21 protein-coding genes and 2 tRNA genes are annotated in these 23,982 nt (G+C 67.3%); 12 read left to right on the top strand and 11 right to left on the bottom strand.

Annotation, left to right across the window (positions count from 1 at the left end; genetic code table 11):
- Positions 1-4: 4 nt before the first annotated feature.
- From yidD to rpmH, 3 genes are all read right to left on the bottom strand, one after another.
- On the bottom strand, positions 5-310 hold the full coding sequence (gene yidD / locus EVS81_RS08955; RefSeq protein WP_130110081.1) for a membrane protein insertion efficiency factor YidD: 306 nt from the start codon (positions 308-310) through the stop codon (positions 5-7).
- Positions 307-600 (bottom strand): ribonuclease P protein component, encoded by a 294-nt coding sequence (rnpA, locus tag EVS81_RS08950; protein WP_420813283.1) that lies wholly within the window; start codon positions 598-600, stop codon positions 307-309. The genes yidD and rnpA overlap by 4 nt, the downstream gene beginning before the upstream one ends.
- A gap of 91 nt (positions 601-691) precedes the next feature.
- The gene (gene rpmH / locus EVS81_RS08945; RefSeq protein WP_010155609.1) at positions 692-829 is read right to left on the bottom strand and encodes a 50S ribosomal protein L34; all 138 of its coding nucleotides are present in this window, start codon (positions 827-829) and stop codon (positions 692-694) included.
- Between the two features lie 444 nt (positions 830-1,273).
- On the opposite strand from rpmH, the gene dnaA reads away from it, so the two are divergent.
- From dnaA to EVS81_RS08890, 11 genes are all read left to right on the top strand, one after another.
- Entirely contained in the window at positions 1,274-2,725 is a 1,452-nt protein-coding gene (gene dnaA, locus EVS81_RS08940; protein WP_130110079.1) for a chromosomal replication initiator protein DnaA, read from the top strand.
- Between the two features lie 410 nt (positions 2,726-3,135).
- A complete protein-coding gene (gene dnaN / locus EVS81_RS08935; RefSeq protein WP_130110078.1) occupies positions 3,136-4,278 on the top strand; it encodes a DNA polymerase III subunit beta in 1,143 nt (380 codons plus the stop codon).
- 12 nt (positions 4,279-4,290) lie between these two features.
- Positions 4,291-5,457, top strand: a complete 1,167-nt coding sequence (gene recF / locus EVS81_RS08930; protein WP_130110077.1) for a DNA replication/repair protein RecF — start codon at positions 4,291-4,293, stop codon at positions 5,455-5,457.
- Positions 5,457-5,945: a DciA family protein gene (locus tag EVS81_RS08925; RefSeq protein WP_130110076.1), complete on the top strand. Its 489-nt coding sequence runs from the start codon at positions 5,457-5,459 to the stop codon at positions 5,943-5,945. The genes recF and EVS81_RS08925 overlap by 1 nt, the downstream gene beginning before the upstream one ends.
- A 423-nt stretch (positions 5,946-6,368) precedes the next feature.
- A complete protein-coding gene (gyrB, locus tag EVS81_RS08920) occupies positions 6,369-8,366 on the top strand; it encodes a DNA topoisomerase (ATP-hydrolyzing) subunit B (protein ID WP_130110075.1) in 1,998 nt (665 codons plus the stop codon).
- A gap of 25 nt (positions 8,367-8,391) precedes the next feature.
- Positions 8,392-10,926 (top strand): DNA gyrase subunit A, encoded by a 2,535-nt coding sequence (gyrA, locus tag EVS81_RS08915; protein ID WP_130111369.1) that lies wholly within the window; start codon positions 8,392-8,394, stop codon positions 10,924-10,926.
- Positions 10,919-11,326: a DUF3566 domain-containing protein gene (locus EVS81_RS08910; protein WP_130110074.1), complete on the top strand. Its 408-nt coding sequence runs from the start codon at positions 10,919-10,921 to the stop codon at positions 11,324-11,326. Before gyrA ends, EVS81_RS08910 begins: the two co-directional genes overlap by 8 nt.
- A gap of 97 nt (positions 11,327-11,423) precedes the next feature.
- Positions 11,424-11,497, top strand: a tRNA-Ile gene (locus tag EVS81_RS08905).
- A 28-nt stretch (positions 11,498-11,525) separates the two neighbouring features.
- A tRNA-Ala gene (locus EVS81_RS08900) sits at positions 11,526-11,598 on the top strand.
- A gap of 286 nt (positions 11,599-11,884) precedes the next feature.
- On the top strand, positions 11,885-12,274 hold the full coding sequence (locus tag EVS81_RS08895; RefSeq protein WP_130111368.1) for an SHOCT domain-containing protein: 390 nt from the start codon (positions 11,885-11,887) through the stop codon (positions 12,272-12,274).
- Between the two features lie 17 nt (positions 12,275-12,291).
- Positions 12,292-12,732, top strand: a complete 441-nt coding sequence (locus EVS81_RS08890; RefSeq protein WP_130110073.1) for a DUF6325 family protein — start codon at positions 12,292-12,294, stop codon at positions 12,730-12,732.
- Positions 12,733-12,754: 22 nt separating this feature from the next.
- Here EVS81_RS08890 and EVS81_RS08885 read toward each other — a convergent pair whose 3' ends face one another.
- Entirely contained in the window at positions 12,755-15,325 is a 2,571-nt protein-coding gene (locus EVS81_RS08885; protein WP_130110072.1) for a winged helix-turn-helix domain-containing protein, read from the bottom strand.
- Between the two features lie 278 nt (positions 15,326-15,603).
- On the opposite strand from EVS81_RS08885, the gene EVS81_RS08880 reads away from it, so the two are divergent.
- A complete protein-coding gene (locus EVS81_RS08880) occupies positions 15,604-16,488 on the top strand; it encodes a formylglycine-generating enzyme family protein (protein ID WP_130110071.1) in 885 nt (294 codons plus the stop codon).
- Between the two features lie 87 nt (positions 16,489-16,575).
- Here the strand turns inward: EVS81_RS08880 and EVS81_RS08875 are convergent, their stop codons facing one another.
- Genes EVS81_RS08875 through EVS81_RS08845 form a run of 7 tightly spaced genes read right to left on the bottom strand, consistent with a single transcriptional unit; the run spans position 16,576 to position 23,945 of the window.
- Positions 16,576-18,183: a SulP family inorganic anion transporter gene (locus tag EVS81_RS08875; RefSeq protein WP_130110070.1), complete on the bottom strand. Its 1,608-nt coding sequence runs from the start codon at positions 18,181-18,183 to the stop codon at positions 16,576-16,578.
- Positions 18,183-18,854 carry a GAP family protein gene (locus EVS81_RS08870; RefSeq protein WP_130110069.1) on the bottom strand — a complete coding sequence of 224 codons (672 nt, stop codon included), beginning with the start codon at positions 18,852-18,854 and terminating at the stop codon, positions 18,183-18,185. The genes EVS81_RS08875 and EVS81_RS08870 overlap by 1 nt, the downstream gene beginning before the upstream one ends.
- A gap of 10 nt (positions 18,855-18,864) precedes the next feature.
- A complete protein-coding gene (locus EVS81_RS08865) occupies positions 18,865-19,233 on the bottom strand; it encodes an SHOCT domain-containing protein (RefSeq protein WP_130110068.1) in 369 nt (122 codons plus the stop codon).
- Position 19,234: 1 nt separating this feature from the next.
- On the bottom strand, positions 19,235-19,669 hold the full coding sequence (locus tag EVS81_RS08860) for a DUF6325 family protein (protein ID WP_130110067.1): 435 nt from the start codon (positions 19,667-19,669) through the stop codon (positions 19,235-19,237).
- Between the two features lie 25 nt (positions 19,670-19,694).
- Positions 19,695-21,446: a SulP family inorganic anion transporter gene (locus EVS81_RS08855; protein WP_240739789.1), complete on the bottom strand. Its 1,752-nt coding sequence runs from the start codon at positions 21,444-21,446 to the stop codon at positions 19,695-19,697.
- A complete protein-coding gene (locus EVS81_RS08850) occupies positions 21,443-22,597 on the bottom strand; it encodes an AI-2E family transporter (protein ID WP_165384229.1) in 1,155 nt (384 codons plus the stop codon). Before EVS81_RS08850 ends, EVS81_RS08855 begins: the two co-directional genes overlap by 4 nt.
- Entirely contained in the window at positions 22,587-23,945 is a 1,359-nt protein-coding gene (locus EVS81_RS08845; protein WP_130110065.1) for a hypothetical protein, read from the bottom strand. Before EVS81_RS08845 ends, EVS81_RS08850 begins: the two co-directional genes overlap by 11 nt.
- Positions 23,946-23,982: the final 37 nt, after the last annotated feature.

Genomic DNA, 23,982 nt, shown 5'->3' with positions numbered 1-23,982 from the left:
CGGGTTAGGCCTTTCGCTCGATGGGGCGGACGAAGCCGCGGGGGTTGATCACGAAGTTCTGGTGCTCGCCGGCGGGCACGTCATCGATGCCGCCGGGAGTGAATGGGTTGCAGCGCAGAAGCCGCCAGACGGTGAGCAGAGTGCCTACGGTGAAGCCGCGAAGCTGATACGCCTCCACAGCGTAGCGGGAACAGGATGGATGATACCTGCATACCTGGCCGTAAAGGGGTGAGATGATCCGGCGGTAGAGCTGCATGATCGCAATCGCTGCATTGCGCGGCAGCAACCAGATCTCGAGCACCGGCCTCATGCGTCGGCACCCCGCAGCGGCAACTCGCGTGCCACGCGATCGAGTGCGCGGTTCATCTCGCGCTCGAGCTGCTCGAAGGGCGCCCCGGTGATCGCCGGCAGCGCCCGGAACACCACGTCCGCCTCCGCGAACCCTGCGTGCAGACGCCGTTCGACGACGGTCTTCATCCGACGACGGATCAGGTTGCGAGTCACGGCGTTGCCGATCGCCTTGGAGACGATGAATCCGAATCGCGCGGGGTCGCCCGGCGCACGCAAAACCGCGTGGGTGATGCACACGGCACCCCCCACGCGGTGGCCGGCACGCACAGTGCGCCGGTAATCATCACCCCGGGTGACACGATGCTGCCTGGCAGGCATGATCGAGCCGGGATCGGCTGGTCTAGGCGGTGAGCTTCGAGCGGCCCTTGCCGCGGCGCGCCGCGACAATGGCCCGGCCGGCGCGGGTGCGCATGCGGGCGCGGAAGCCGTGCACCTTGGCGCGGCGGCGGTTGTTGGGCTGGAAGGTACGCTTGCTCATGACAGACTCCGTGACTTATGGAACAGATCCCCGAGGCTCGGTGACATCGAGGAAGTCGGATCAGGGCGAGCACGTGTGTCGTTCGAGGAGAAAGCATTGCGTTCTCCCGTGCACGCGCTGGTGCACGTGCGCCGACCGGCAAAGGTCGCCCATACAAGGTATTTACTCTACGCGAGATCTGCGATCGCGTCAAAGCGTCGCGTTGCGCATCGTCTGCAGGTGGGTGCCGATCGCGCACCACTGCCGCTGACGGGGAGGGCTTCGACGTCGACCCGGCAGACAGACTTGCCTGTGGACAAGACTGTGGCTAACGTGGGCGCAGGTGTTCCGACGCCAGAGTGGATATCCCGAATTTTCAAGGATCACCGGCGCTTCCCTTGTGGATAACTCTGGGTATAACATGGACCACTTCCCATCCATTTCGAGATCGAGCCGGGTAGACGCGTGACTGATGACGAACTGCTGGAGGTCTGGGCGCGCGTGACCCGGGCCGTCATGAGCGACCCGTCGGTCGGTCCGGCGAATGGCGCTCAGGTCGCGCTCGCGATGCCACGCGGGATTGCCGCGGGCACTCTGTATCTCGCAGTCCCCTACGAGTTCACGCTCAAGCTGCTCGAGAGCCGGCTGCGCCCGTCGATCATGTCGGCGATCGCCGAGATCCCCGAGGCCGACGAGATCGAGAACTTCGTCGTGATCGTCGATGAGGAAGCCCTGCCGTCGCTCGATCCGGAGCCGGCGATCGCGGAGGCGCCCGTCGCCGCATCGCCTGCGTCGTCTGGGCGAGCCGCCGGAGCACCGGCCCGCCATGATGCCGTGCGCCCGGTCGACGAGCCGCGCCGGCGCCACGGGGCCGAGGCCCCGCTCGACAGCCGCCTCAACGAGAAGTACCGATTCGACAGCTTCGTGATCGGCCAGTCGAATCGCTTCGCGCATGCGGCTGCCGTCGCCGTCGCCGAAGCGCCCGCCCGCGCGTACAACCCGCTCTTCATCTATGGTGATTCCGGGCTCGGCAAGACCCATCTGCTGCACGCGATCGGTCACTACGCGCGCGAGCTCTTTCCCGATGTGCGCGTTCGCTACGTCAGCTCCGAGGATTTCACCAACGACTTCATCAACTCGATCGCCAACAATCAGGGAGCGGCATTCCATTCCCGGTATCGCAGCGTAGACATCCTGCTCGTGGACGACATCCAGTTCCTCGAAGACAAGGTCGAGACTCAGGAGGCGTTCTTCCACACCTTCAACACGCTGCACGACCACAACAAGCAAGTGGTGATCACCAGTGATGTGCAGCCGAAGCAGCTGCGGGGGTTCGAGGAGCGAATGCTCTCCCGGTTCGAGTGGGGCCTGCTCACCGATATCCAGGCTCCGGACCTCGAGACGCGCATCGCGATCCTGCGCAAGAAGGCCCAGCGGGAGAATCTCGAGATCGATCACAGCATCCTCGAGTTCATCGCGAGTAAGTTCTCGTCGAACATCCGCGAGCTCGAGGGCACGCTCATCAGGGTCACGGCGTATGCCAGCCTCAATCAACAACACATCGATATGGCGCTCGTGCACACCGTGCTGAAGGATCTGATCACTCTCGACGCCGACAACGAGGTGCACCCCTCCGACATCATCAGCAAGACCGCGGACTATTTCGATCTCTCGGTGGACGACCTCTACGGCCCGACCCGAGCGCAGCAGATCGCAACCGCTCGGCAGATCGCGATGTACCTGTGCCGTGAGCTCACCCCGCTCTCGCTGCCCAAGATCGGGCAGCTCTTCGGTGGGCGCGACCACACGACCGTCATGTACGCCCACAAGAAGATCTCCCAGTTGATCGCCGAGCGCCGCTCGATCTACAACCAGGTGCAAGAGCTGACGACGCGCATCAAGCAGAGCTCGCGATGACGGCGATTCACTCCGCGTTTCTCCACAGATCCGTATCGGGCTGTGGATAGCTGGGGAGAACTCGGGCGTTTCTGTGGACTGATCCGCTCGGCTTGTGGAATCGCGGATGCGCACGACTTCGGCATCATTCCGCGGATGAACGTCCATGTCGATCCCACCAACAACTCACACACGTGTAGTTCACTAGGAAACACTGCCATCGAGAGAGTTATCCACAGTATCCACAACTGTTAACACTGTTAACACCTCAATCTCTTTTCCCGGGCACTCGATCACAGTTACGGGTCGACGGCGACCCTGCCCGGCGTCCACGTTCGGACGGACTCGCAGATGCTCCGCACCCCCGAGTATGCAAAGATTGTGAACCGACACATCAGCCGCACACGTGTGTGCGTGGGAGGGAACACCAGATGCGATTCACCGTCAACCGCGACGTGTTCAGCGAAGCCGTATCGTTCGCCGTCAAGCTGTTGCCGCAGCGTCCCACCCAGCCTCTGCTGAGCGGTGCTCTGATCGAAGCCGAGGGCGATCTCCTCACCGTGTCCTCGTTCGACTACGAGGTCTCTGCGCGCACGAGTGTCACAGCGGTCGTCGCCGAGGCGGGCCGCGCGCTGGTATCCGGGCGACTCCTCAGTGAGATCGCGCAGCGCCTGCCGCACGCAGATGTCGAGGTCTCGCTGCTCGAGAGTCGTGTCGAGGTTCGTTGCGGATCCGCATCGTTCAGTCTTCCCGCGATGCCCGTCGAGGAGTACCCGCAGGTGCCTCGGATCGACTCCGTCTCTGGTTCGGTGCCCGCGGACGTCTTCGCCGACGCGATCGCCCAGGTGTCGCTCGCGGCCTCGAAGGACGACGTGACGCCGGTGATTACCGGCGTGCAGTTCGAGATCAACGAGAATTCGCTCACCCTGACGGCTACCGATCGGTATCGCGTGGCGACCCGCAGCATCGACTGGGAGAACGCGGGCGGTCAAGAGGCATTGACGGCGCTCGTGCCCTCGAAGATCGTGACCGAGGTCGGCAAGACCTTCTCCGGTGACGGGCAGGTGCAGGTGTCGATCGTCAAGGACTCCGAGCGGGAGCTCATCGCGTTCACCGGCGGCTCGAAGACCGTGACGTCGCTGCTCATCAAGGGCAACTACCCGCCTGTCGGGCGCCTCTTCCCCGAGAACGTCGATAATTACGCCGTGGTGAACACCGGCGAACTGGTCGAGGCGGTAGGACGCGTGGGGCTGGTGCTCGAGCGTGAAGCGGCTCTGCGCTTCTCCTTCGTGGAAGGATCAGTGACGCTCGAGGCCGCGGGTACCGAGTCAGCACAGGCAGTGGAAACCGTGGATACGCATCTGGTGGGCGACGACATGGTGGTCTCCCTCAAGCCGCAGTTCCTGCTCGACGGGCTCCGTTCCACTCATGCTGAGTTCGCCCGGATCGCGTTCACCCGCACTGACAATCCGGGCAAGCCGGGACCGGTGCTGATCACCAGTCAGCGGAGCAAGGACGAAGCCGACGAGGCGAGCTTCCGCTATCTCCTGCAGCCGAACCTGCTGCTCCGGTAGGGGAGGAGAGCGATGCGGGTCGCGCACCTCTCGCTCGTCGACTTCCGCAACTACCGCACCGCGGAGCTCGAACTGGCATCCGGTCCCAATCTGATCCTGGGCCGCAATGGCCAGGGCAAGACCAACCTGGTCGAGGCGATCGGGTACTTCGCGACGCTCCGGTCGCATCGGGTCACCGGCGATGCTCCTCTGATCCGCGCCGGCGCCGATGCCGCGATTGCTCGGATGCGCGTTGCCGCGGCCGAGCGCGATGTGATGCTCGAGCTGCAGGTGAATCGCGATCGTCCGAACCGCGCTCAGGTGAATCGCAATGCTGTGCGCCCCCGAGAGGTCACGCGCTGGTTCTCGGCTGTCGCCTTCGTGCCGGAGGATCTGGGTATCGTTCGCGGCGAACCCGCCGGGCGACGTCGGTTTCTCGACGACGCCCTGGTGGCGAGGCATCCGGTGGCTGCGGGCGCCCTCGCCGATTATGATCGGGTGGTCCGCCAGCGCACGTCGTTGTTGAAGTCGTCACGCGGCGGCCCATCGGCAGTCGAGGCGACACTGGGGATCTGGGACGAGCAGCTCGTCGAGTACGGCACTCAGATCATGATCGCGCGGCGGGAGCTCGTGCGCGACCTGACTGCACCGTTGCGCGAGGGATATCGAAGGCTGGTATCCGAGGATCACGCCCCCGAGCTCGCGCTCCAGGAGTCCGTACTCACTGCGCTGGCGGTGACCGATGTTTCACGTGAAACGGCGTCGATGGACGAGCTCGCCTCCGTTTCACGTGAAACGCTCGCCGAGCAGTTTCGTGATGCGCTGGCGGCGGTGCGGTCGCGTGAAATGGAACGGGGCGTCACGCTCGTGGGCCCGCACCGGGACGACCTGCTGCTGGGGCTGAACCAGCTCCCGGTCAAGGGGTATGCCAGCCACGGGGAGTCATGGTCCTTCGCCCTTTCCCTGAAGATCGGCCTCGCATCGATACTGCGAGACGAGTCGCCCGCCGGCGACCCGGTGATCATTCTGGATGATGTCTTCGCCGAACTCGACGCACGTCGACGAGAGAGCCTGATGGACGCTGTGAGCGACTTCGAGCAAGTGATCGTGACGGCCGCGGTCGAGGAGGATGTGCCGCCCGGCGTGTCATGGCGGCGAGTGCGGGTCGAGGCGGGACGTCTGCTCGAGGAGGCGGCGTGATGCGGTCGATCGGGGACGCAGGATTTGCCACCGAGACCTATCTCAGGGCCAAAGCGGTGTGGCGCGGCACCACGTATCGGAAGCAGAAGCGCGCGGAACTCGCGGCGCCCGGAGCGAGACCCTTCGGTGGGGGAAGGGATCCGCGCGCGCTCGGCGACGTGATTCTCGCGATCGCGGAGGATCTGGGATGGAGCGTGGAACTCGAGCAGGCGCGTGTGATCGCGGAGTGGGCTGAATTCGCGGGTGAGGCCACTGCGGAGCACACGTCGGTAGTGGGCATCAGCAACGGTGTGCTGCAGGTGCAGTGCGACTCCACGACGTGGGCCACCGAGCTGCGTCGTCTGCGCGCCGAGATGCTCACGCGATTGCTCCGGGACTACCCTGACGCTGAGATCCGAGACCTGCGCTTCCTCGCGCCCGGCGCGCCGAGCTGGCGTCATGGCCCGCGGACGGTGCGGGGGAGAGGGCCGCGCGATACCTACGGGTAGTCTGCGTAGGGCATCGACCCGGGATCGGAGTCTGGAACGGGTCGACGCTGGAGCTCGGCTCACTGGACGGCGTCGATGATGCGTCCGGATCGATCGGGGATTGGGGGCATGGCTCGACGTGCGGCGATCGCTCATCATCGCTATCGAGGCCATGCCGCGTGATGGCCGCGCACGTGGGATGTGGCCGCGCACCTGGGCGGAGGGCCGTTGGGGCGCTGATCGGGCGTCGGAATGAGCCGGTCACAGCATCGAGAAGGGGCCCATTGTACGCATCCCTCGATCATGGGGGACGTCCCCCGACCGAGAATGTGCTCGACAGGCCCGCAACAGGCGGTTTCGAGGCTGATTCTTGATAGGCTGGTGTGCGGACGTGCCCGGCGTGGAAAAACGCTCTGAGAGGGCCAGAAAAGGATTATTCAAGGCATGAGTTCAGAACAGGCTGCGGCCGCGGCAGACTACGGCGCCGGTGCGATTCAGGTGCTCGAAGGGCTCGAAGCGGTACGCAAGCGTCCTGGCATGTACATCGGATCGACAGGCCCCCGGGGCTTGCATCATCTCGTCTACGAGATCGTGGACAACTCCGTGGACGAAGCGCTGGCCGGCTACTGCGACACCATCGACGTGACGATCCTCGAAGACGGGGGAGTTCGGGTGATCGACAACGGGCGAGGGATCCCCGTCGATCCGCACTCATCCGATCCGAGCAAGTCGACCGTCGAGGTCGTGCTCACCGTGCTTCACGCCGGCGGAAAGTTCGGCGGAGGGGGGTACGCGGTCTCCGGCGGTCTGCACGGCGTGGGGTCCTCCGTGGTGAACGCACTCTCCAGCCGATTCGACGTCGAGGTCAAGCGTCAAGGTTTCACGTGGAACATGTCGTTCACGGGCAGTGTTCCCGATGCTCCCCTGGCGCAGGGGAAACCGAGCGATGAGACCGGGACGACCATCACCTTCTGGCCGAGCGAAGAGATCTTCGAGACGGTCGATTTCGACTATCAGACCCTGCGGACCCGTTTCCAGCAGATGGCCTTCCTGAACAAGGGCCTGAAGATCGTACTCACTGATCTGCGGCCGCAGGATCCAGTGGAGAACGAGGAGGGGGAGATGGTCGCCCCTGCGGCGCTCCACGACGAGTTCCTCTACGAGCGCGGCATCGAGGACTACGTTCACCACATCAATTCGACGAAGCGCGCGGAGCTCGTGAACGATGAGATCATCTCGTTCGAGCTCGAGGACACCGACCGCAAGATCTCTGCAGAGATCGCCATGCAGTGGACCACCGCCTATACGGAGAGCGTGCATACGTATGCCAACACCATCAACACTCACGAGGGCGGAACGCACGAGGAGGGCTTCCGCGCCGCGTTGACCACGCTGGTCAATCGTTACGCGCGGGAGAAGAACATCCTCCGCGAGAAGGATGACAATCTTTCCGGCGATGACGTGCGCGAGGGGCTCACCGCGGTGATCTCCGTGAAGCTCGGCGAGCCGCAGTTCGAGGGGCAGACGAAGACGAAGCTCGGCAACACCGAAGCGAAGGCATTCGTGCAGAAGGTGGTCGGCGATCAGCTGGGGGACTGGTTCGAGCGAAACCCCGGCCCCGCGAAGGACATCATCCGCAAAGCGATCCAGGCCGCGACCGCGCGTCTGGCTGCGCGCAAGGCGCGAGAGACTGCACGGCGCAAGGGGCTCCTCGAGTCCGGCGGCATGCCGGGAAAGCTCTCGGACTGCACCAGCAAGGATCCTTCCATCTCAGAGATATTCATCGTCGAGGGGGACTCTGCGGGTGGCTCGGCGAAGACCGGGCGCAATCCGCACACTCAGGCGATTCTCCCGCTCAGGGGCAAAATCCTCAACGTGGAGAAGGCACGACTCGATCGCGCGCTGAACAATGCCGAGGTGCAGGCGATGATCACTGCGTTCGGCGCCGGCATCGGCGAGGAGTTCGACCCGGAGAAGGCTCGATACCACAAGATCGTGCTCATGGCAGACGCGGACGTCGATGGGCAGCACATCACCACGCTGCTGCTCACCCTGCTCTTCCGCTACATGCGTCCGCTCATCGATCTGGGGTACGTGTATCTCGCACAACCGCCGCTCTATCGGATCAAGTGGGCGAATGCCGAGCATGAGTACGTGTTCAGCGACGCCGAGCGCGACGCTCGGCTGACCGCCGGCACCGAGAGCGGTCGCCGTCTCGTCAAGGAAAGCGGTGTGCAGCGCTACAAGGGGCTCGGCGAGATGAACCACGAGGAACTGTGGGAGACCACGATGAACCCGGAGACCCGTACCCTGCTGCAGGTCACCATGGAGGATGCCGCGGTGGCAGACGAGATCTTCGCCACCCTGATGGGCGAAGACGTAGAGGCTCGACGCAGCTTTATCCAGCAGAACGCGAAGGACGTGCGCTTCCTTGACATCTGAGAATCAGAACCCCGACCCCGAGACCGTGCAGCACGAGACGACAGAGCCGGCCGTGCACGGCAAGATCGACCAGGTCGATCTGCAGCTGGAGATGCAGCGCTCCTATCTCGATTACGCCATGAGCGTGATCGTCGGGCGAGCACTGCCCGACGTGCGAGACGGGCTCAAGCCCGTGCACCGTCGAGTGATCTACACGATGTACGACGGCGGCTATCGCCCCGACAAGGCGTTCTCCAAGTGCACTCGCGTCATCGGCGATGTGATGGGTCAGTTCCATCCTCACGGCGACGGCGCGGTCTACGACTCGCTCGTCCGTCTCGTGCAGCCCTGGGCGCTGCGCTATCCCCTCGCGCTCGGGCAGGGCAACTTCGGGTCTCCCGGAAATGACGGCGCTGCCGCCCACCGGTACACCGAGACGAAGATGTCGCCGCTGGCCATGGAGATGGTGCGCGACATCGACGAGGACACCGTCGACTTCCAGGACAATTACGACGGCCGCACTCAGGAGCCGACGGTCCTCACGAGCCGCTTTCCGAACCTGCTGGTCAACGGCTCCGTCGGCATCGCCGTCGGCATGGCCACCAACATTCCCCCGCACAACCTGCGCGAGGTCTCGGAGGGCGCGATCTGGCACCTCGAGCATCCCGAGGCGTCTCGCGACGAGCTCCTCGACGCGCTCATGGAGCGAGTGCACGGACCCGACTTCCCGACTGGTGCGCAGATCCTCGGCACCCGAGGAATCCGGGACGCGTATCGCACGGGCCGCGGTTCGATCACCATGCGAGCCGTCGTCAACATCGAGGAGATCCAGGGGCGCACCTGTCTCGTCGTGACCGAGCTGCCCTACCAGGTAAACCCGGACAACCTGGCGATCAAGATCGCCGATCTCGTCAAGGACGGCAAGGTGCAGGGCATCGCCGACATCCGGGACGAGAGCAGCGGTCGCACCGGGCAGCGCCTGGTGGTCGTGCTGAAGCGAGATGCCATCGCGAAGGTCGTGCTCAACAACCTGTACAAGCACACCCAGCTGCAGGAGAACTTCGGCGCGAACATGCTGGCGATCGTCGACGGGGTGCCGCGTACGCTTGCGCTCGACGGGTTCATCACGGCATGGGCGAAGTTCCAGGTCGAGGTCATCGTGCGCCGCACGGAGTACCGCCTGAAGAAGGCGGAGGCCGAGGCCCACATCCAGCGGGGCTACCTGAAGGCCCTCGACGCCCTCGACGAGGTCATCGCGCTGATCCGTCGTTCGCCCACCGTCGACGAGGCCCGTGAAGGGCTCATGGCCCTCCTGGGCGTCGATCAGATCCAGGCCGATGCGATCCTCGGTCTGCAGCTGCGACGTCTCGCGGCGCTCGAGCGTCAGAAGATCCTTGACCTCGCTGCCAAGCTGGAAGCGCAGATCAAGGAGTTCCAGGGGATTCTCGAGTCGCCCGCCGAGCAGCGGAGCATCGTCATCTCCGAACTGGGCGAGATCGTCGATAAGTTCGGCGACGAGCGGCGCACGACGATCCTGCACGGCTTCGACGGCGATATGTCGATGGAAGACCTGATCCCCGAAGAAGAGATGGTCGTCACCGTGACCCGTGGCGGGTACGTCAAACGCACGCGGATCGACAACTACCGCTCGCAGCACCGTGGCGGCAAGGGCGTCAAGGGCGCCCAGCTGCGCGCCGACGACATCGTCGAGCACTTCTTCGTCACCACGACGCATCACTGGCTGCTGTTCTTCACGAACACCGGCCGTGTCTATCGGGCGAAGACCTATGAGATTCCGGAGGGGGGACGCGACTCGAAGGGACAGCACCTCGCCAATCTGCTGGCGCTGGCGCCCGACGAGATGGTCACGCAGATCCTCGATGTCCGCGACTTCGCAGCGGCCGGATACCTGGTGCTCGCCACCCGCGACGGACTCGTCAAGAAGACCGCACTCGAGGAATACGACACGAACCGCACCGGTGGCATCATCGCGATCAAGCTGCGCGAGGGGGACGAACTCGTCTCAGCACTGATCGCGGAGTCAAGCGACGATGTGCTGCTCGTCTCCCGCCAGGGGATGTCTGTGCGATTCACCGCATCTGATCAGGCGCTTCGTCCCATGGGGCGTTCGACGAGCGGCGTGCGCGGCATGAACTTCCGAGCGGGCGACACGCTGCTCTCGGCCTCGCGCATCAACGGCGCCGAGGGGTATGTCTTCGTGGTCACGGAGGGCGGATACGCCAAGCGCACCGCGGTCGACGAGTACCGCGTGCAGAACCGCGGCGGCTACGGCATCAAGGTGGCGAAGCTCGATGAGAACCGAGGCGACCTGGTCGGCGCGCTCATCGTCGGCGGTACCGATGAAGTGCTCGCGGTGCTCGCGAGTGGCAAGGTGGTGCGCTCGAACGTGGCCGAGGTGCCGGCGAAGGGCCGCAACACGATGGGCGTCGTCTTTGCGCGATTCCCAGAGGGGGACCGTATCATTGGCATCGCGCGAAATTCGGAGCGCGGGCTCGATGACGAGGAGTCCGAGGCCCAGGGCGCCGAAAACGCTGACAGCAAGGAAGACGTGAATGAGTAACACTGTCGCCGACAAACTGGCAAAGAAGACGCGGAAGAAGGCGCCTGCGAAGCAGGTGCGTCTGAAGCTCGTCTACATCGACTTCTGGTCTGCGGTGAAGTTCTCCTTCCTCGTATCGATCTGCTTCGCGATCGTGAGCGTCGTCTCGACGGTGCTCATCTACACCGTGCTCACGCAGACCGGGGTCTTCGCCCAGGTCGACACGCTGTTCATGGATATCGTGGGCGAGGACAACAGCCTCATGAAGCTGATCGGCTTCCCGCAGGTCTTCGGCTTCGCGGTGGTGGTGGGGATCCTCAACACCATCGTGGGCACGGCTCTGGGCGCGGTGGGATCCCTCGTCTACAACCTGCTCGTGCGGGTGTTGGGAGGGTTCCAGCTCGGGTTCACGAGCAACTAGGCCGCGCGCACGCGGCGGATCGGCCGGGCAACGCGCCCGATATCCGCGTCGGATTTCGATATTCGGCTCGAATCGGGTAGAGTCATTGCTTGGTCAAGGGGCTATAGCTCAGGCGGTTAGAGCGCTTCACTGATAATGAAGAGGTCCCAGGTTCAAGTCCTGGTAGCCCCACCGAATGACTCTCGTCGAGTTGTTCAGCGGGTCCTTAGCTCAGTTGGTAGAGCGCCTGCTTTGCAAGCAGGATGTCGGGAGTTCGATTCTCCCAGGATCCACCGACACGACGACCCCGGCACATGCCGGGGTCGTTCTCGTTTGCGGGGGCGTCCCGAACCCAGCTCGAAGGGCGGCCGGGACTCCCGGGTGCGGCCGCCCGGCCCGGACCCGGCCGCCCGGCCCGGACCCGGCCGCCCGGCCCGGACCCGGCCGCCCGGCCCGCGCCCGCCACCCACTCACCCCGGGCAAACGCGCAAGGTCTCACCCACTCGGGATGAAGCGGACTCCCATCTCGGCGAGGGGACTGGCACGCTAGCGGTACGCACTCGAGAGAGGAACACTGAAATGTCGTTCTGGGAATCGTTCTGGGCCATCGTCGGGTGGTTCTTCTGGGCTGCGATCTTCATCGCCTACCTGATGGCACTGTTCTCCGTGCTCGCCGATATCGTGCGCGATGAGACGTTAAAGGGCTGGGCCAAAGCGATCTGGGTCATCTTCCTGATTTTCGTGCCGTTCCTCACCGCGCTCGTCTATCTCATCGCACGTGGCGACGGGATGAGCCGTCGCAGCGCCGCCGCCGCGCGCCAGACGCGCCAGGAGGCGGACGACTACATTCGCACGGTGGCGCAGACTGATCCGGCGACGCAGATCGAGAAGGCTGCAGCTCTCCTCCAATCCGGCACGATCACGCAGGCGGAGTACGAGCAGCTCAAAGCACGCGCACTCGCCGGCTAGCTCGAGGGGCCGGGGACATGAGCCTGGGGGCTTCGGCGGCGGGCCTCGCGTACGGCGCGGTCGAGCTGCACGTGATCTCGTTCGAGACCGAGCACGTGCCGGAGGGCCTGTTGCGCGCACTCTCGGAGCGTGCGGCGCACGGAGACGTGCGCATCCTCGACCTCGTGCTGCTCGACCGGCCGGCCGAGGGGGCACCGCGCATCCGCGAGCTCGAGGCGGGGGACGACGGATGCACCCACTTCGCGCTCCACGCGCGGGGGCTCATCGCCGAAGATGATCTGCACGAGTTGGCCTCCTGCGTTCCCCGGGGAGGCGCCGCTGCCGTCGTGGCGCTCGAGCCCATCTGGGCGAGGGAGTTCGCCGAGCAGATCGCGATTGCCGGGAGCGTGATCGTGGCCACTGTGCGCATCCCGGCGCCCGCGATCAACGCCGCCGTCGAGATCGCGCTGGAGGACTGATCGTAGACCCGGGCCTCGGGGACTACGAGAAGAAGCGAACGGCCTCGCGTCGGCTGGCCACGCCGAGCTTGCGGTAGATCGATCGCTGGTGGGTCTTCACCGTATTGATCGAGACGCCGAGCACCTCAGCGATCTCCTGCATGGTCTTGGTGGTGCGCAGCTGCGCGAATACCGCGTTCTCCCGATCGGAGAGGTGATCCTGCGGCCCGGCCGTCGTGCGCAGCGCGAGACACTCGGATATGAACTGCTCGTGCCGGGTGCCCCAGGCCAGATGATCGGTGAGGAGCTTGCGCATGGTGATGCCGCCGCCCGAGAACGGCCGCCGCACTCCCTCGGACGCTGCGATCTCGAGCGCCTGCTCGATGAGTTCGTGCGCGGGCTGCTCGAGCCCTCGCTGGGCCCGGACGAGAGCGTCGACCGCGAGCTTGGTCGTACTGATGTAGGACGCCGAGAGATAGTGATCCTGCCTCGCCATCATGCTGGCAGCGAGTTCCGTCTTACCTGCGCGGAGAGCGATCCCGGAGAGCAGCACGCTCACGAGCGGGAGATCGCTCGCTTCTGCGTAGTGCTCGACGATCTTCATCGCCTGTGCGCGGTGACCGGCCGCCTCGTGCAGAGCTGCGCGGGATGCATTGCGGAAGGCCGGCCACGACACCCCGCGGTGCATCTGCTGCGGGATCGCCTGCAGTTCTCGCGCCGCGCGGTGGCAGAGGCCGGGGTCGCGGGAAGCCGCTGCGGTGAATGCCAGCATCATCCGTGCAACGCCGGCGAAGGCGAGCGGGGAGCTCCCCCCGCGCAGTGCCCGAGTGAACTCGGCCTGTGCGCGATCGAGGTCGTCCTCCCAGTAGGCGATCTGTCCGCTCGCCGCCGTCGCGGCGGCGGGTGCCCCGCCGTACGCGGCCCAGGACGCGTCGTCGGCGGTGCCGGGTTGACGGTTCAGGACCGTGCGGGCCTGCCGCAACTGTCCCACCCACGTCAGCACGTACGAGAGATGATCCAGTGCGCGATGCGCGAGTGCGAAGTTGCCCACGGCTTCGGCCTCAGCTGCTGCCGACGAGAGCAGCTGGACGACGAGCTCGGGGGAGCGCCGGAGGCGCAGCTCGGCGAACCCCAGGAGATAGGTGTACGCGGCACGCGTACGAGCCGACATCGATGAGGGGGCCATGAGCTGCTCGCGCGCACGCGTCGCGATGACGGCCAGCTGATCCCGATCGTCGACGAGTTGGAGCAGCACCTGGGTGCGGATCGCCTCGTACTCTGACCGGTCATCGAGGTGCTCGGCACGCGCTTCGGCGTGGGCGAGCAGCATGCGGGAGACGTCGGTGGCCCCGGTCACATCCTGTGCGCACGCGCGTACGAGCAGCACGCGAGGATCCTCGTCATACGGCTCGGGCAGCGAGGCGCACCACTGCTGGAGCGCGTGCGCGTCAGGACCGACGATCAGTTCGGGCCAGTGCGCGAGCATCGACGCGATGGCCCGGTCGATCTCGCGGGCCTGGACCCAGTAGGAGAGCGAGAGGAGTGGGGCGCTCTGCTCGGCGAAGCGGGCGGCGGCGGCGCTGGCCGCGAGCCGCTGCTCCGGGCGGGTGGATTCGAGGATCGCCCGGCAATAGCGGGCGAACACGGAGTGCCAGCGGTACACGGTGCCGCCGGGCGTGTCGTAGCGATCGATGAACAGGCCGATGCGCACGCACCGCTCGAGCAGCTCCGCACTCTCCTCCAGCCCCGAGACCGCGGCAGCCATCGCCGCGCTCATCTCGCCGCAGACCGAGGTCAGCAGCGCGAACTCCGCGATCTCCTGCGGAACGGAGGCGAGCAGGTGCTCATGCACGTACTCGCGCATGAGTGCGTCGTCGGGAGCGCCGTGCTCCGGGCCGGGCCGCACGCCCGTGAGCTGCACCAGACGGATCGCGATCGGCCACCCCTGAGTCTCCGCGAGGGTGGTCTCCGGGTCGAGCGGGAGTGCGAGCTCGGTCGACAGGGACGTGATCTCGTCCAGATCGAACGCGAGGTCGTGAGCGCGAACGGCGAGGTGCGGTCGGCTGAGCACCAGTCGGTTCAGTGCGATCTCGAGATAGCTCGTGCCGATGAGCAGTAGCCGGAGGGGGCTGACGGCGGAGTCGATCAGTGCGCCGAGCAGGCCCTCTCGGATCTGATCCTTCGCCCGATGCGCGTCGTCGATGACGAGGGTGACGGGCGACTGCACCGCCTGCAGCGCGTCGGCGAGGAGCTCGAACGTCTCTGCCGGGGCGGAGTCGTTCGCGGTGATCTCGAGCAGCGGACGCAGATCGTCCGAGTCGTCGGAGCGCGCCAACTCCTGCAGCGCGCGTACCGCCTCGAGGCCGAGGCGCGTGCTGTCGGATTCGAACGGGCCCACCGTCAGCCAGGCGACCCTGCCCGGGTGGGTCGATGCCCACTCGCTCACCGCCGACGTCTTGCCGTACCCGCTCGGTGCGACGACGAGCAGCGTCGGATCGGTACTGAGCCGATCCTCGAGCACGCGCACGATCCTGGGCCGATCGATGTGGCCCGGCTGTCGTCGCGGCGGTGCGTGTCTGAACCGACGAGCTCGATATGCTTCCCCCTCAGGCATGGCCTCAGTCTAACTATGAACGCGCACTGCGCCTATGGTGAATGACGCCGATGTCACGGAGTGTGACAGCGCAGCGCGGAGGAGCCGGGGAGCCGGGGAGCCGGGGGTATTCCCATTTGTCTCCGGGCGCCGGCGGTAGGCTGATCGGTGCGGGCGTCGCCGTGAGCGGCGAGCGGTATTTCGCTGTCGAATCCGTCGTGATGCACTCGGGGGAGCGTCGCACGCAGCGGTGGAGCAGCCCCGGGCGCAAGCGGGAGGACAGAGTGAGGGGACGAGCGATGATCAGCATTCCGGGCGGTACGCTTCTGATGGGATCCGACGAGTTCTACCCGGAGGAAGGGCCGGTGCACGAGCGTGACGTAGATCCGTTCGAGCTGGACGCCCATCCCGTCACGAATGCCGACTTCGCCCGCTTCGTCGCGGAGACCGGATACGCGACGGTGGCAGAGCGGCCCCTCGATCCGAAGGACTACCCGCAGGTGGACCCCTCCGCCCTCATCCCCGGAGCTCTCGTCTTCACTGCGACTGCCGGGCCCGTCGATCTGCGCGACTGGCGCCAGTGGTGGCGCTGGCAGCCCGGTGCCCACTGGCGCCGACCCTTCGGCGCGAACTCTTCGATCGAGGACCGTCTGGACCATCCGGTCGTGCACATCGCCTATGAGGACGCCTCGAGCTATGCGAGCTGGGCCGGCAAGCGGCTGCCGACCGAGGCCGAGTGGGAATGGGCGGCGCGCGGCGGCGCAGTCGGAGGACGCTTCTCCTGGGGCGACGAGCCGCAATCGGCCGGCGATCTCAGGGCCAATACCTGGCAGGGGGCCTTCCCGTATCGCAATACCGGTGCGAAGGGCTGGGCCGGCACGTCGCCGGTGGGCCTGTTCCCGGCGAACGCCTACGGTCTGCACGACATGATCGGCAACGTCTGGGAGTGGACCGCCGACTCCTGGACGCACCGTCACGTGCCGCCGGGGTGGTCGGGCGTTGACGCGGGGGATCGGGCGAGCCTGCTCTCGGCCGAGCCCGGATCGCAGATCCCGCGCCGCGTGATCAAGGGCGGCTCGCACCTGTGCGCGCCCGAGTACTGCCTGCGCTACCGGCCGGCGGCCCGCTCCGCGCAGGCCGAGGACACGGCGACCACCCACATCGGCTTCCGCTGCGCACGCTGAGCGCGACGCCGAGCGCGACGCCGCGAGCCGCCGCGGAACGATTGGAGCGTCGGTCGGGCGGGTGCACCGGTGACCCACTCGCTCCGGCTACGCGCGCAGACCGGCCGCGACTGCGGAGTGCACCCGGCCCTCGGCCTCGAGCTGACGAAACCACTCGGTGCGGCGCGCGATCCTGCCGGCATGATCCGGCAGCCCCGCCAGGTGCAGCTCCGTTCCCTTCGCCGCCAGCTCCCGGTCGAGATCGGCGAGTGCGTCGAGCACCGTGACCGTCATCACGTCCACCCGCCGCACGTCGAGCACGAGCCGATCGACCGGGTGCGGTGCCTCTGCGACGATGCCGAGGATCGCCTGCTCGTTGGCGCGGACGTTGGCCGTGTACAGGCCGCGCCCCAGGTGCAGCGCCAGCGATGCTCCGCGGGTCTCGAGCACGTCGATCCGGGGTGTGTTCAACTCCCGCAGTACCAGCACGAGGGTGATGGCCACCCCGGCGCCCACCGCCGGGAGCAGACCCGCGGTCAGCCCGATCACCGCGACGGTCAGCGCCACCCAGAAGTCGACGGGGCTGATGCGCGCCCAGCGCACGAGGGTCGGAATATCGATGAGGCTCGCGACGGCGACGACCACCATGGCGGCGAGCGTGGCCTGCGGCAGCAGGGAGAGCACCGGTCCGAGGAAGAGCGCGAAGAGGATCGCCAGCGTCACCGTGACGAGCGCGGCGAGCTGCGTCTGCGCCCCCGCGCGCTGATTGACGGCGCTCTGCGAGAGGCCCCCGGCGGCCGGCAGGGTGGGGAAGCAGGCGCCTGCGAGATTCGCGAGACCGATGGCGACGAGCTCGCGGTCGGCATCGATCGGAGGATCCGTGCGCCTCCGGATGCTCCGTGCGACGGTCGCCGACTCGAGGAAGACCATCATCGCGATCGCCAGCGCGCCGGGGAGGAGCGCGACGACGTGGGTCGGATCCGGGAGCGAGACAGGCGGCAGTCCCTGCGGAACGGGATCGATCAGCGCCACGCCGGCCTGATCGATGCGCGCCACCGCGACCAGGAGGATGCCCCCCGCCGCGACCGTGAGCGTTCCGGGGATTCGGGGGAGGAAACGCTGCATCAGCACCATGACGACGATCGATGCGACCGAGAGCGCCACGGTCGGCGGGTTCACGCTCTCGAAGGCTCGGGCGACCGCGAGCAAGGCGCGCAGGAAACCCTCGCCGGCGGGCTCGGCGTCTTCGCCGAGGAGCTTGGGGAGCTGGCTGATCGCGACGGTGCCGCCGACGCCGATCTTCACCCCGAGCACGGTGGCGCCGCTGATGTTCTCGACCAGCCCGCCGAGTCGCAGCAGCCGAGCGGCGAGCAGGATGGCGCCGACGAGCAGCGAGAGCATCATCAGCGAGCCCAGGTGGTCCTCCGAGCCCGCGGTGACGCCGGCGGTGACGAGCGTCGTGGCGGTGAGTGTCGCCACCGTGGAGGTCGTGGAAACACTCATCGCCCGCGAGCCGCCGAGCAGTGCGTACACCAGCATCGGCACGATGCACGTGTAGAGACCGACCTGCACCGGCAATTCAGCGATCGTCGCGTAGGCCATCGCCTGGGGCACGACGACGGCGCCCGCGGTGAGACCCGCGACGAGGTCGGGTCCCAGCCAGGCGCGGCGATAGGCCGTCAGCGTGGGGAGCAGACGGCGCTCCCGCGCGGGCATCAGAAGCTCCCGATCCCCTTGCCGAGCACGGAGACGCCGAGCAGCAGGAGGACGACGGTCATGATTACGGCGTTCTCCTGCGCCAGCCAGTCGCGCAGGGACGCGAGGGGCCCGGCGAGGCGTTTCGATGCCGCGAGGGCGCCGATCACGGGCACGAGCACCGTGCACCCGGCCAGCGCGGTGAACACGGTGATGGTCCCGGCGGTCGCCCCGAAGCCCAGCGCGGCGGAGCCGATCGTCACCCCCGCGCTGGCTCCGAGCAGGAGGTTCTTCGGATTCACGGCCGCCAGCAGCAGCCCGAGCCCGAGCGCGCCTCCGAAATGGATGCGGTCGATCGACCGCATCCATTTCGGCAGCTGCGGCGCGTCATCCGGCCCGGGACGACCGCGCCACTGCTTCGCGGCGAGGAGCAGCAGAGTGAGGCCGAGCAGCAGCTGTATCGTGCCGAGGATCGGCTTCGGCCCGGTCGGTCCGCTCTCCGGAAGGAACGCCGAGAGCATCGTGAACACCGAGGTGACCGCGATGATCCCGACGAGCCAGCCGGCGAGGAACCCGATGCTCGTCGTGCGCGCCCTGGGGGAGAGCAGCATGAGGATCGCGGCGATGATCGGCACGGGGCTGATCGCGATCCCGAGCGCCAGGGGAAGGATCTGGCCGATGATCGATCCCATCAGTGCGGCCTCAGGAGAGGAGCTTCGCTTTGGCTGCGGCGAACTCGTCGGCGGAGAGCACGCCGGCCTGCATGAGCGAGGCCAATTGCTGCAGCTGGTCCGCGATGGACTCGCCGGCCGGGGCGGCGGGTGCGCCCGGGGCTGAGGCAGGCGCGCTCGCCGGCGGCGTCGCGAGCTGCGCGGCGGCGTTGCGGGCGGCCTCGTCGACCTGGGCCTGCTGCTGCGCAGCCTCGTACTGCTGCTGCTCGAACTCGGCCTGGGTGCGGCGCTGGCGGGCATTGGCCATGCCTCCCGAAACCGCCGAGGCGGTGCCGGCGACGACTGCGGTGCGTGCGGCCAGCCCGAGGAGCCCGGGGCGGCCGATTCTGCGGATGGGCATGTCAGTCTCCTTCTTCCTGCTCGGCGAGGTCGAGCACGGCGTTGACGATGGGTGCGGGGATCCGCTCGCTGCGCAGCACTTCGCCGCCGGAGGCGCCGAGCTGCTCCGCGAGCTCGCGCTGATAGGCGAGTTCGAGTGCGACGATCGCCGCGGAAGCGCCGGGGGCGACGGACTCCGCGAGGCTCTCGACGTCCTCTGCGCCCACGAGTCCCGCCGCCAGCGGGACTGCTCCATTCAGGCCGGGCGCGCCGTCGCCCTCGATCTCGACGACGTCGACGGCCCCGTCCTCGGACTTCGTCACGAGGATGAAGTCGAGCAGGCGCACGAGTCCCGTATCGAGCAGGTCTCCCAGTGCGCCGAGCACCTGCGGGCTCGGCGCGTCACCGGGGAACCCGACGACGTGGAGTTCGACCGGTCCGTATCGGAAGTGGGTCATCAGTTTCCTTTCTCTCGGAGCCGGGTCACGGCTGCGCGTTCGGATCTGCGGGCGGGCTCAGCGCGGCGACGGCGGCCCGGTTCGTGGTGAACACCTGTGCACCCTCCAGCATCCCGAGCTGGGCGAGTCGCGCTTCTGACTCGGGGCGCAGTCGGCTGAAGGCCAGGAGGATCCGCCGATCGGCGAGCCAGGCGGTGAGGCCCTCGAACGACTCGGCGGCCGTGACGTCGATGTCGGTGACCGCCTCCATGTCGATGACGACCGCGCGCACGTCGTCCTCGCCGCTCGCGACGACCGCCTTCTTCACGGCGTCGGCGAAGACGGCGCCGTTGGCGAAGAACAGCGGCGCGGCGATCCGGATCACGATCACCCCCGGCGCCGTAGTGGACCCCGGCGGGGCTTCGTCGAGCAGCGACTGCTTCGGGTCGTCGTCGGCCGCGAGCACATCGATGGCCGGCGATGCGGCGCGCTTCGCGAGATTGATGAGCGCGAGCACGAACGCGACGAGGATGCCGGGAATCGACCCGATGAACAGGGTCACCGCGAAGCAGGTAGCGCCGATCGCGAACTCGAAGCGGTCGCGCTTCCAGAGCGCTGCGAACTCCGAGATCCCGAGCAGAGGGAGCACGGCCACGGCCACGATCGCACCGATCGCCGGTGACGGGATGTCGGCGAGGAGTCCGGTGCCGAACAGCAGGAGGAGCAGTGTGCCGGCGGCGAGCACGAGCGAGGGAAGCTGGGTACGGGATCCCGCCTGATCCATGGCCGCGGTGCGGCTGGTGGAGGAGCCGATCGCGAAGCTGCCCTGGGCGCCGGCGGCGATGTTGGAGAGCCCGAACGCGAAGAGGTCGCGGTTGGGTCGGGTCGTGTAGCGGCGTTTCTCGCCGTAGGAGCGGGAGACGAGCAGACCCTCGGCGGTGGTCACGAGCGTGAGCGCGATAGCGGAGGGCACCAGGGCGAGCCATTCGAGCCACGAGAGCACCGGCCAGGTGAGCGTGGGCGGCCCTGCGGGCACCTCTCCCAGCACCGCGACGCCCTGCTGATCCAGCTGCGCGATCACGACGACGATCGTCGCGACGACCATGACGACGAGCGCCCACGGTACGGCGGCGATGAGCCTGCGGCCCACGATCAGGACTGCGACCGCGACGCCGGAGATGAGGATCGACCAGCCGTTCGCCGTGCCCAGGCCGGCGACGATACCGCCCACCTTTTCGACGAACTCGCCGCCGGACTCGATCTTCACGCCCAGCATCTTCGCGATCTGGGAGACGAGGATGTCGAGGGCCAGCCCGCCGACGAACCCGACCAGGATCGGCTTCGAGAGGAAGTTCGCCAGGAATCCGAGCTTGAAGAAGGCCAGCAGCAGGAACAGCACGCCGCAGATGATGGCCTGCGCCAGCGCCATCGTCGCGTAGTCCTCGGAGCCGGCTGCGGCGAGCCCGCCGATGGACGAGGCGACCAGTGCCGCGGCTGCGGCGTCGGGCGAGGCGACGACCTGGCGCGATGAGACGACGAGAGCGTAGATGACGGTCGGCACCACGAGCGCGTACAGTCCCGCCGTCGGGGGGAGCCCGGCGATCTGGGCGTATCCGATGTTGAGCGGGATGGCGATGGCGAGCAGAGTCACGCCGGCGAGCAGCTCCGTGATGAGATTCGAGCGGGTGAGACCCGCAAGCGGTCGTTGCACGCTCTGCTCCCGTCGATCGTGATCGTCGCCCTGCGCGGTGGTGGTCCCATCTTGACCGCTCCGGAGCTCGCAGGCGTCGTCGATCACCCGCTGAGGGTGACTCTCGGCTCCTCCTCGGCGCGGGTGCGGGCGTCCTGTCGGGGGATGACGACTTGACGCAGAACGATGAGGATCGAAGCCGTGATCGGGATCGCCACGAGCGCGCCGAGCAGGCCCATGAGCGCCGCCCCGATCATCGCTCCGGTGATGACGAGCACCCCGGGGACGGCCACCGCGCGCCCCAGGATTCGGGGTGTGATGACGTAGGCCTCGATCTCGATGTACACGAAGTAGCCGATGACGAACACGAGGGCAGCCCCGGGGCTGACGAAGAGCGCGCTCGCGCCTCCGATCACGAGGAACACGAGTGAGCCGATCAGCGGCACGAGCGTGACGAAGAAGGCGACGAGCGCCATGAGCACGGGGACCGACGAGCCGATCGCCCACTGCAGCAGGAACACGGCGGCGGCGTTGAAGGTCGACAGCGTGATGCCGCCGGCTACGGTGGACCCCACGGAGCGAGTGATCTGCTCGATGAGGTCGCGCACCTGCGTGCGCCGGTAGGCGGGCACCAGGCTGGTCAGCGAGAGCTTCATCATCGACAGCGACGACACGAAGTACAGCGTCAGCACCACGACCATGAAGCTGCTCGAGATGACGCCGATGGTGCCGAAGCCGAACTGGAGCAGGCCGCCGGAGACGGCGAGGAAATTGGAGAGGCTCGTGGCCGACCGCACCCCTTCGTGGACCACGGCGGAGAGGTCGACGCCCAGCGCCGCCTCGAGCGACAGATACCAGTCGCTGGCCTGCACGGCCTGATACGCCTCGGGAGCCTCGGCGACGAGGTGCGCGAGTTGGCGCACGGTCGCCGGGACGATGACGATCGCGATCGCGATCGTGATCACGACGAAGGCGATCGCGACGATGGCGATGCCCCACGCCCGGGGGATCCGGTGCCGCTCCAGCGCGCTGATCGCGGGATCGAGCCCGAGTGCGAGGAACAGGCCGAGGAACATCGAGACGAGCACCGCCGAGATCGATGCGACCGCGATCGCCAGCGACACCGCCAGGATCACGCCGATCGCCACCGCGAACCCCGTGATGAGCGGGCGCCCGGGGCGCAGCCTCACCAGGAGTGCGTGCTCCGGACCCGGGGCGTCGCGCGGCCCGGGTCCATGATCCTCCGAGCTACCCGGCACCGGCCCCCTCCATCTCATCGCCGGCGGCCGCCGGCTCGGCGGCGCCGGGTCGCCGCACCAGTTCGACCAGCAGCAGCACGACGAGCACGACGATCAGGGTTCCGATCACGCCGCCCATCGAGATCGGCCGATTCAGGAAGAGCACCAGCACGCCGACCCCGACCGTCGCGACGATGATGGCCGAGCGCCAGCGCTCGACCGCACGGCCGAAGCCGCCCGTGCCGATGCCGCGCCGATCCGCGGCGCTGCGGGCCGCGGTGAACCCGCTCTCGGCGGCGCCGCGGATGGCGCGCGCGGCGCGGGAGCGGCCGGCGAGCCACCCCCCGACGCCGACGAAGAGGCTGAGCGCCACCAGGGCCAGCAGGGTGGAGGAGATGAGCATGGTCAGCTGCTCGAAGAGCACGCGAGCGGTCGCCGCGGGCATCACGCCCGGACTCACCGCACCCACGAAGAACTGCTTGCCGATGCCGAGGCCCCCGGCGAGAAGCAGGAAGGAGACGGCGAGGCCGGCTCCCGCCCACGCGATCGCGCGCGTGCGATTGCGCGCCACCGCGACGCCCGCGACGAGGAGCGCGAGCACCCCCCACGGCAGCCAGTAGCCCGCGGCCACCGCGACCTGGTAGAGCGTGCGCACCAGGATCAGGGAGTCCGCAGTGAGCAGGGGGATCGAGCGCTCGATCTCGGGGATGTTCGCGGCGAAGCCGAGGCCCTGCTGTACGAGCACCTCCTTGACTTCGCGGATCACCGTGTCGAGCTCGAGCGACAGCGTGCCGTCGTCCGAGAGCTGGAGCGCGGTGTTCGGGTCTCCCTGGATCACCGCGATCGCGCGGCTGTGCGTCTCTCGCAGTGCGGTCTCCCAGAGCTGCGCGAACTGGGGGGAGGCGACGACGCGCTCGACCCCGGTGCCGAGGAGCGAGCGGATGCCCTCGGCGGCCGGGCCCTCGAGCAGCGACAGCCCGGCGAGCGCCCGCGGCGGAAGATCGAGCTCTGAGATCCCGTCGAAGACCTCGCCCACCATGCCGTCGATGTCGACGTTCTGCTCGATCCCCTCCACCACCTGCGCGGTGACGAACGATTGCACCTCCGGCTGCTCGGCGAGAGGGGCGAAGGTCTGCACGAAGCGATCGGTGTCGACCAGCTGCAGCCGCGCCCAGGTGCCGAGCACCGCGACGGGTGCGAGGATGACGCTCACGAGCACCAGTACGAGCGCCACCGCCGTGCGGGCGCGTCCGCGCCCGCGCCCGCTGCGGGCGGGGGCACGCTCGGCCGCCTCCTGCAGCGCGCGATTGCGCTCTTCGAGCTCGACCACATAGGCCTGCAGGGCCTCGATCTCCTGCTGATTCTGCATGGGTTCCCCGTTCGCCTGCCGCCGTCGGCGCCGCTCA

The organism is Leucobacter triazinivorans (genome assembly GCF_004208635.1).
In the GTDB taxonomy this organism is placed as follows: Bacteria; Actinomycetota; Actinomycetes; order Actinomycetales; family Microbacteriaceae; genus Leucobacter; species Leucobacter triazinivorans.
The sequence above is the reverse complement of the archived record's forward strand: the minus strand, read 5'-3'. Positions and strand labels throughout refer to the sequence as shown.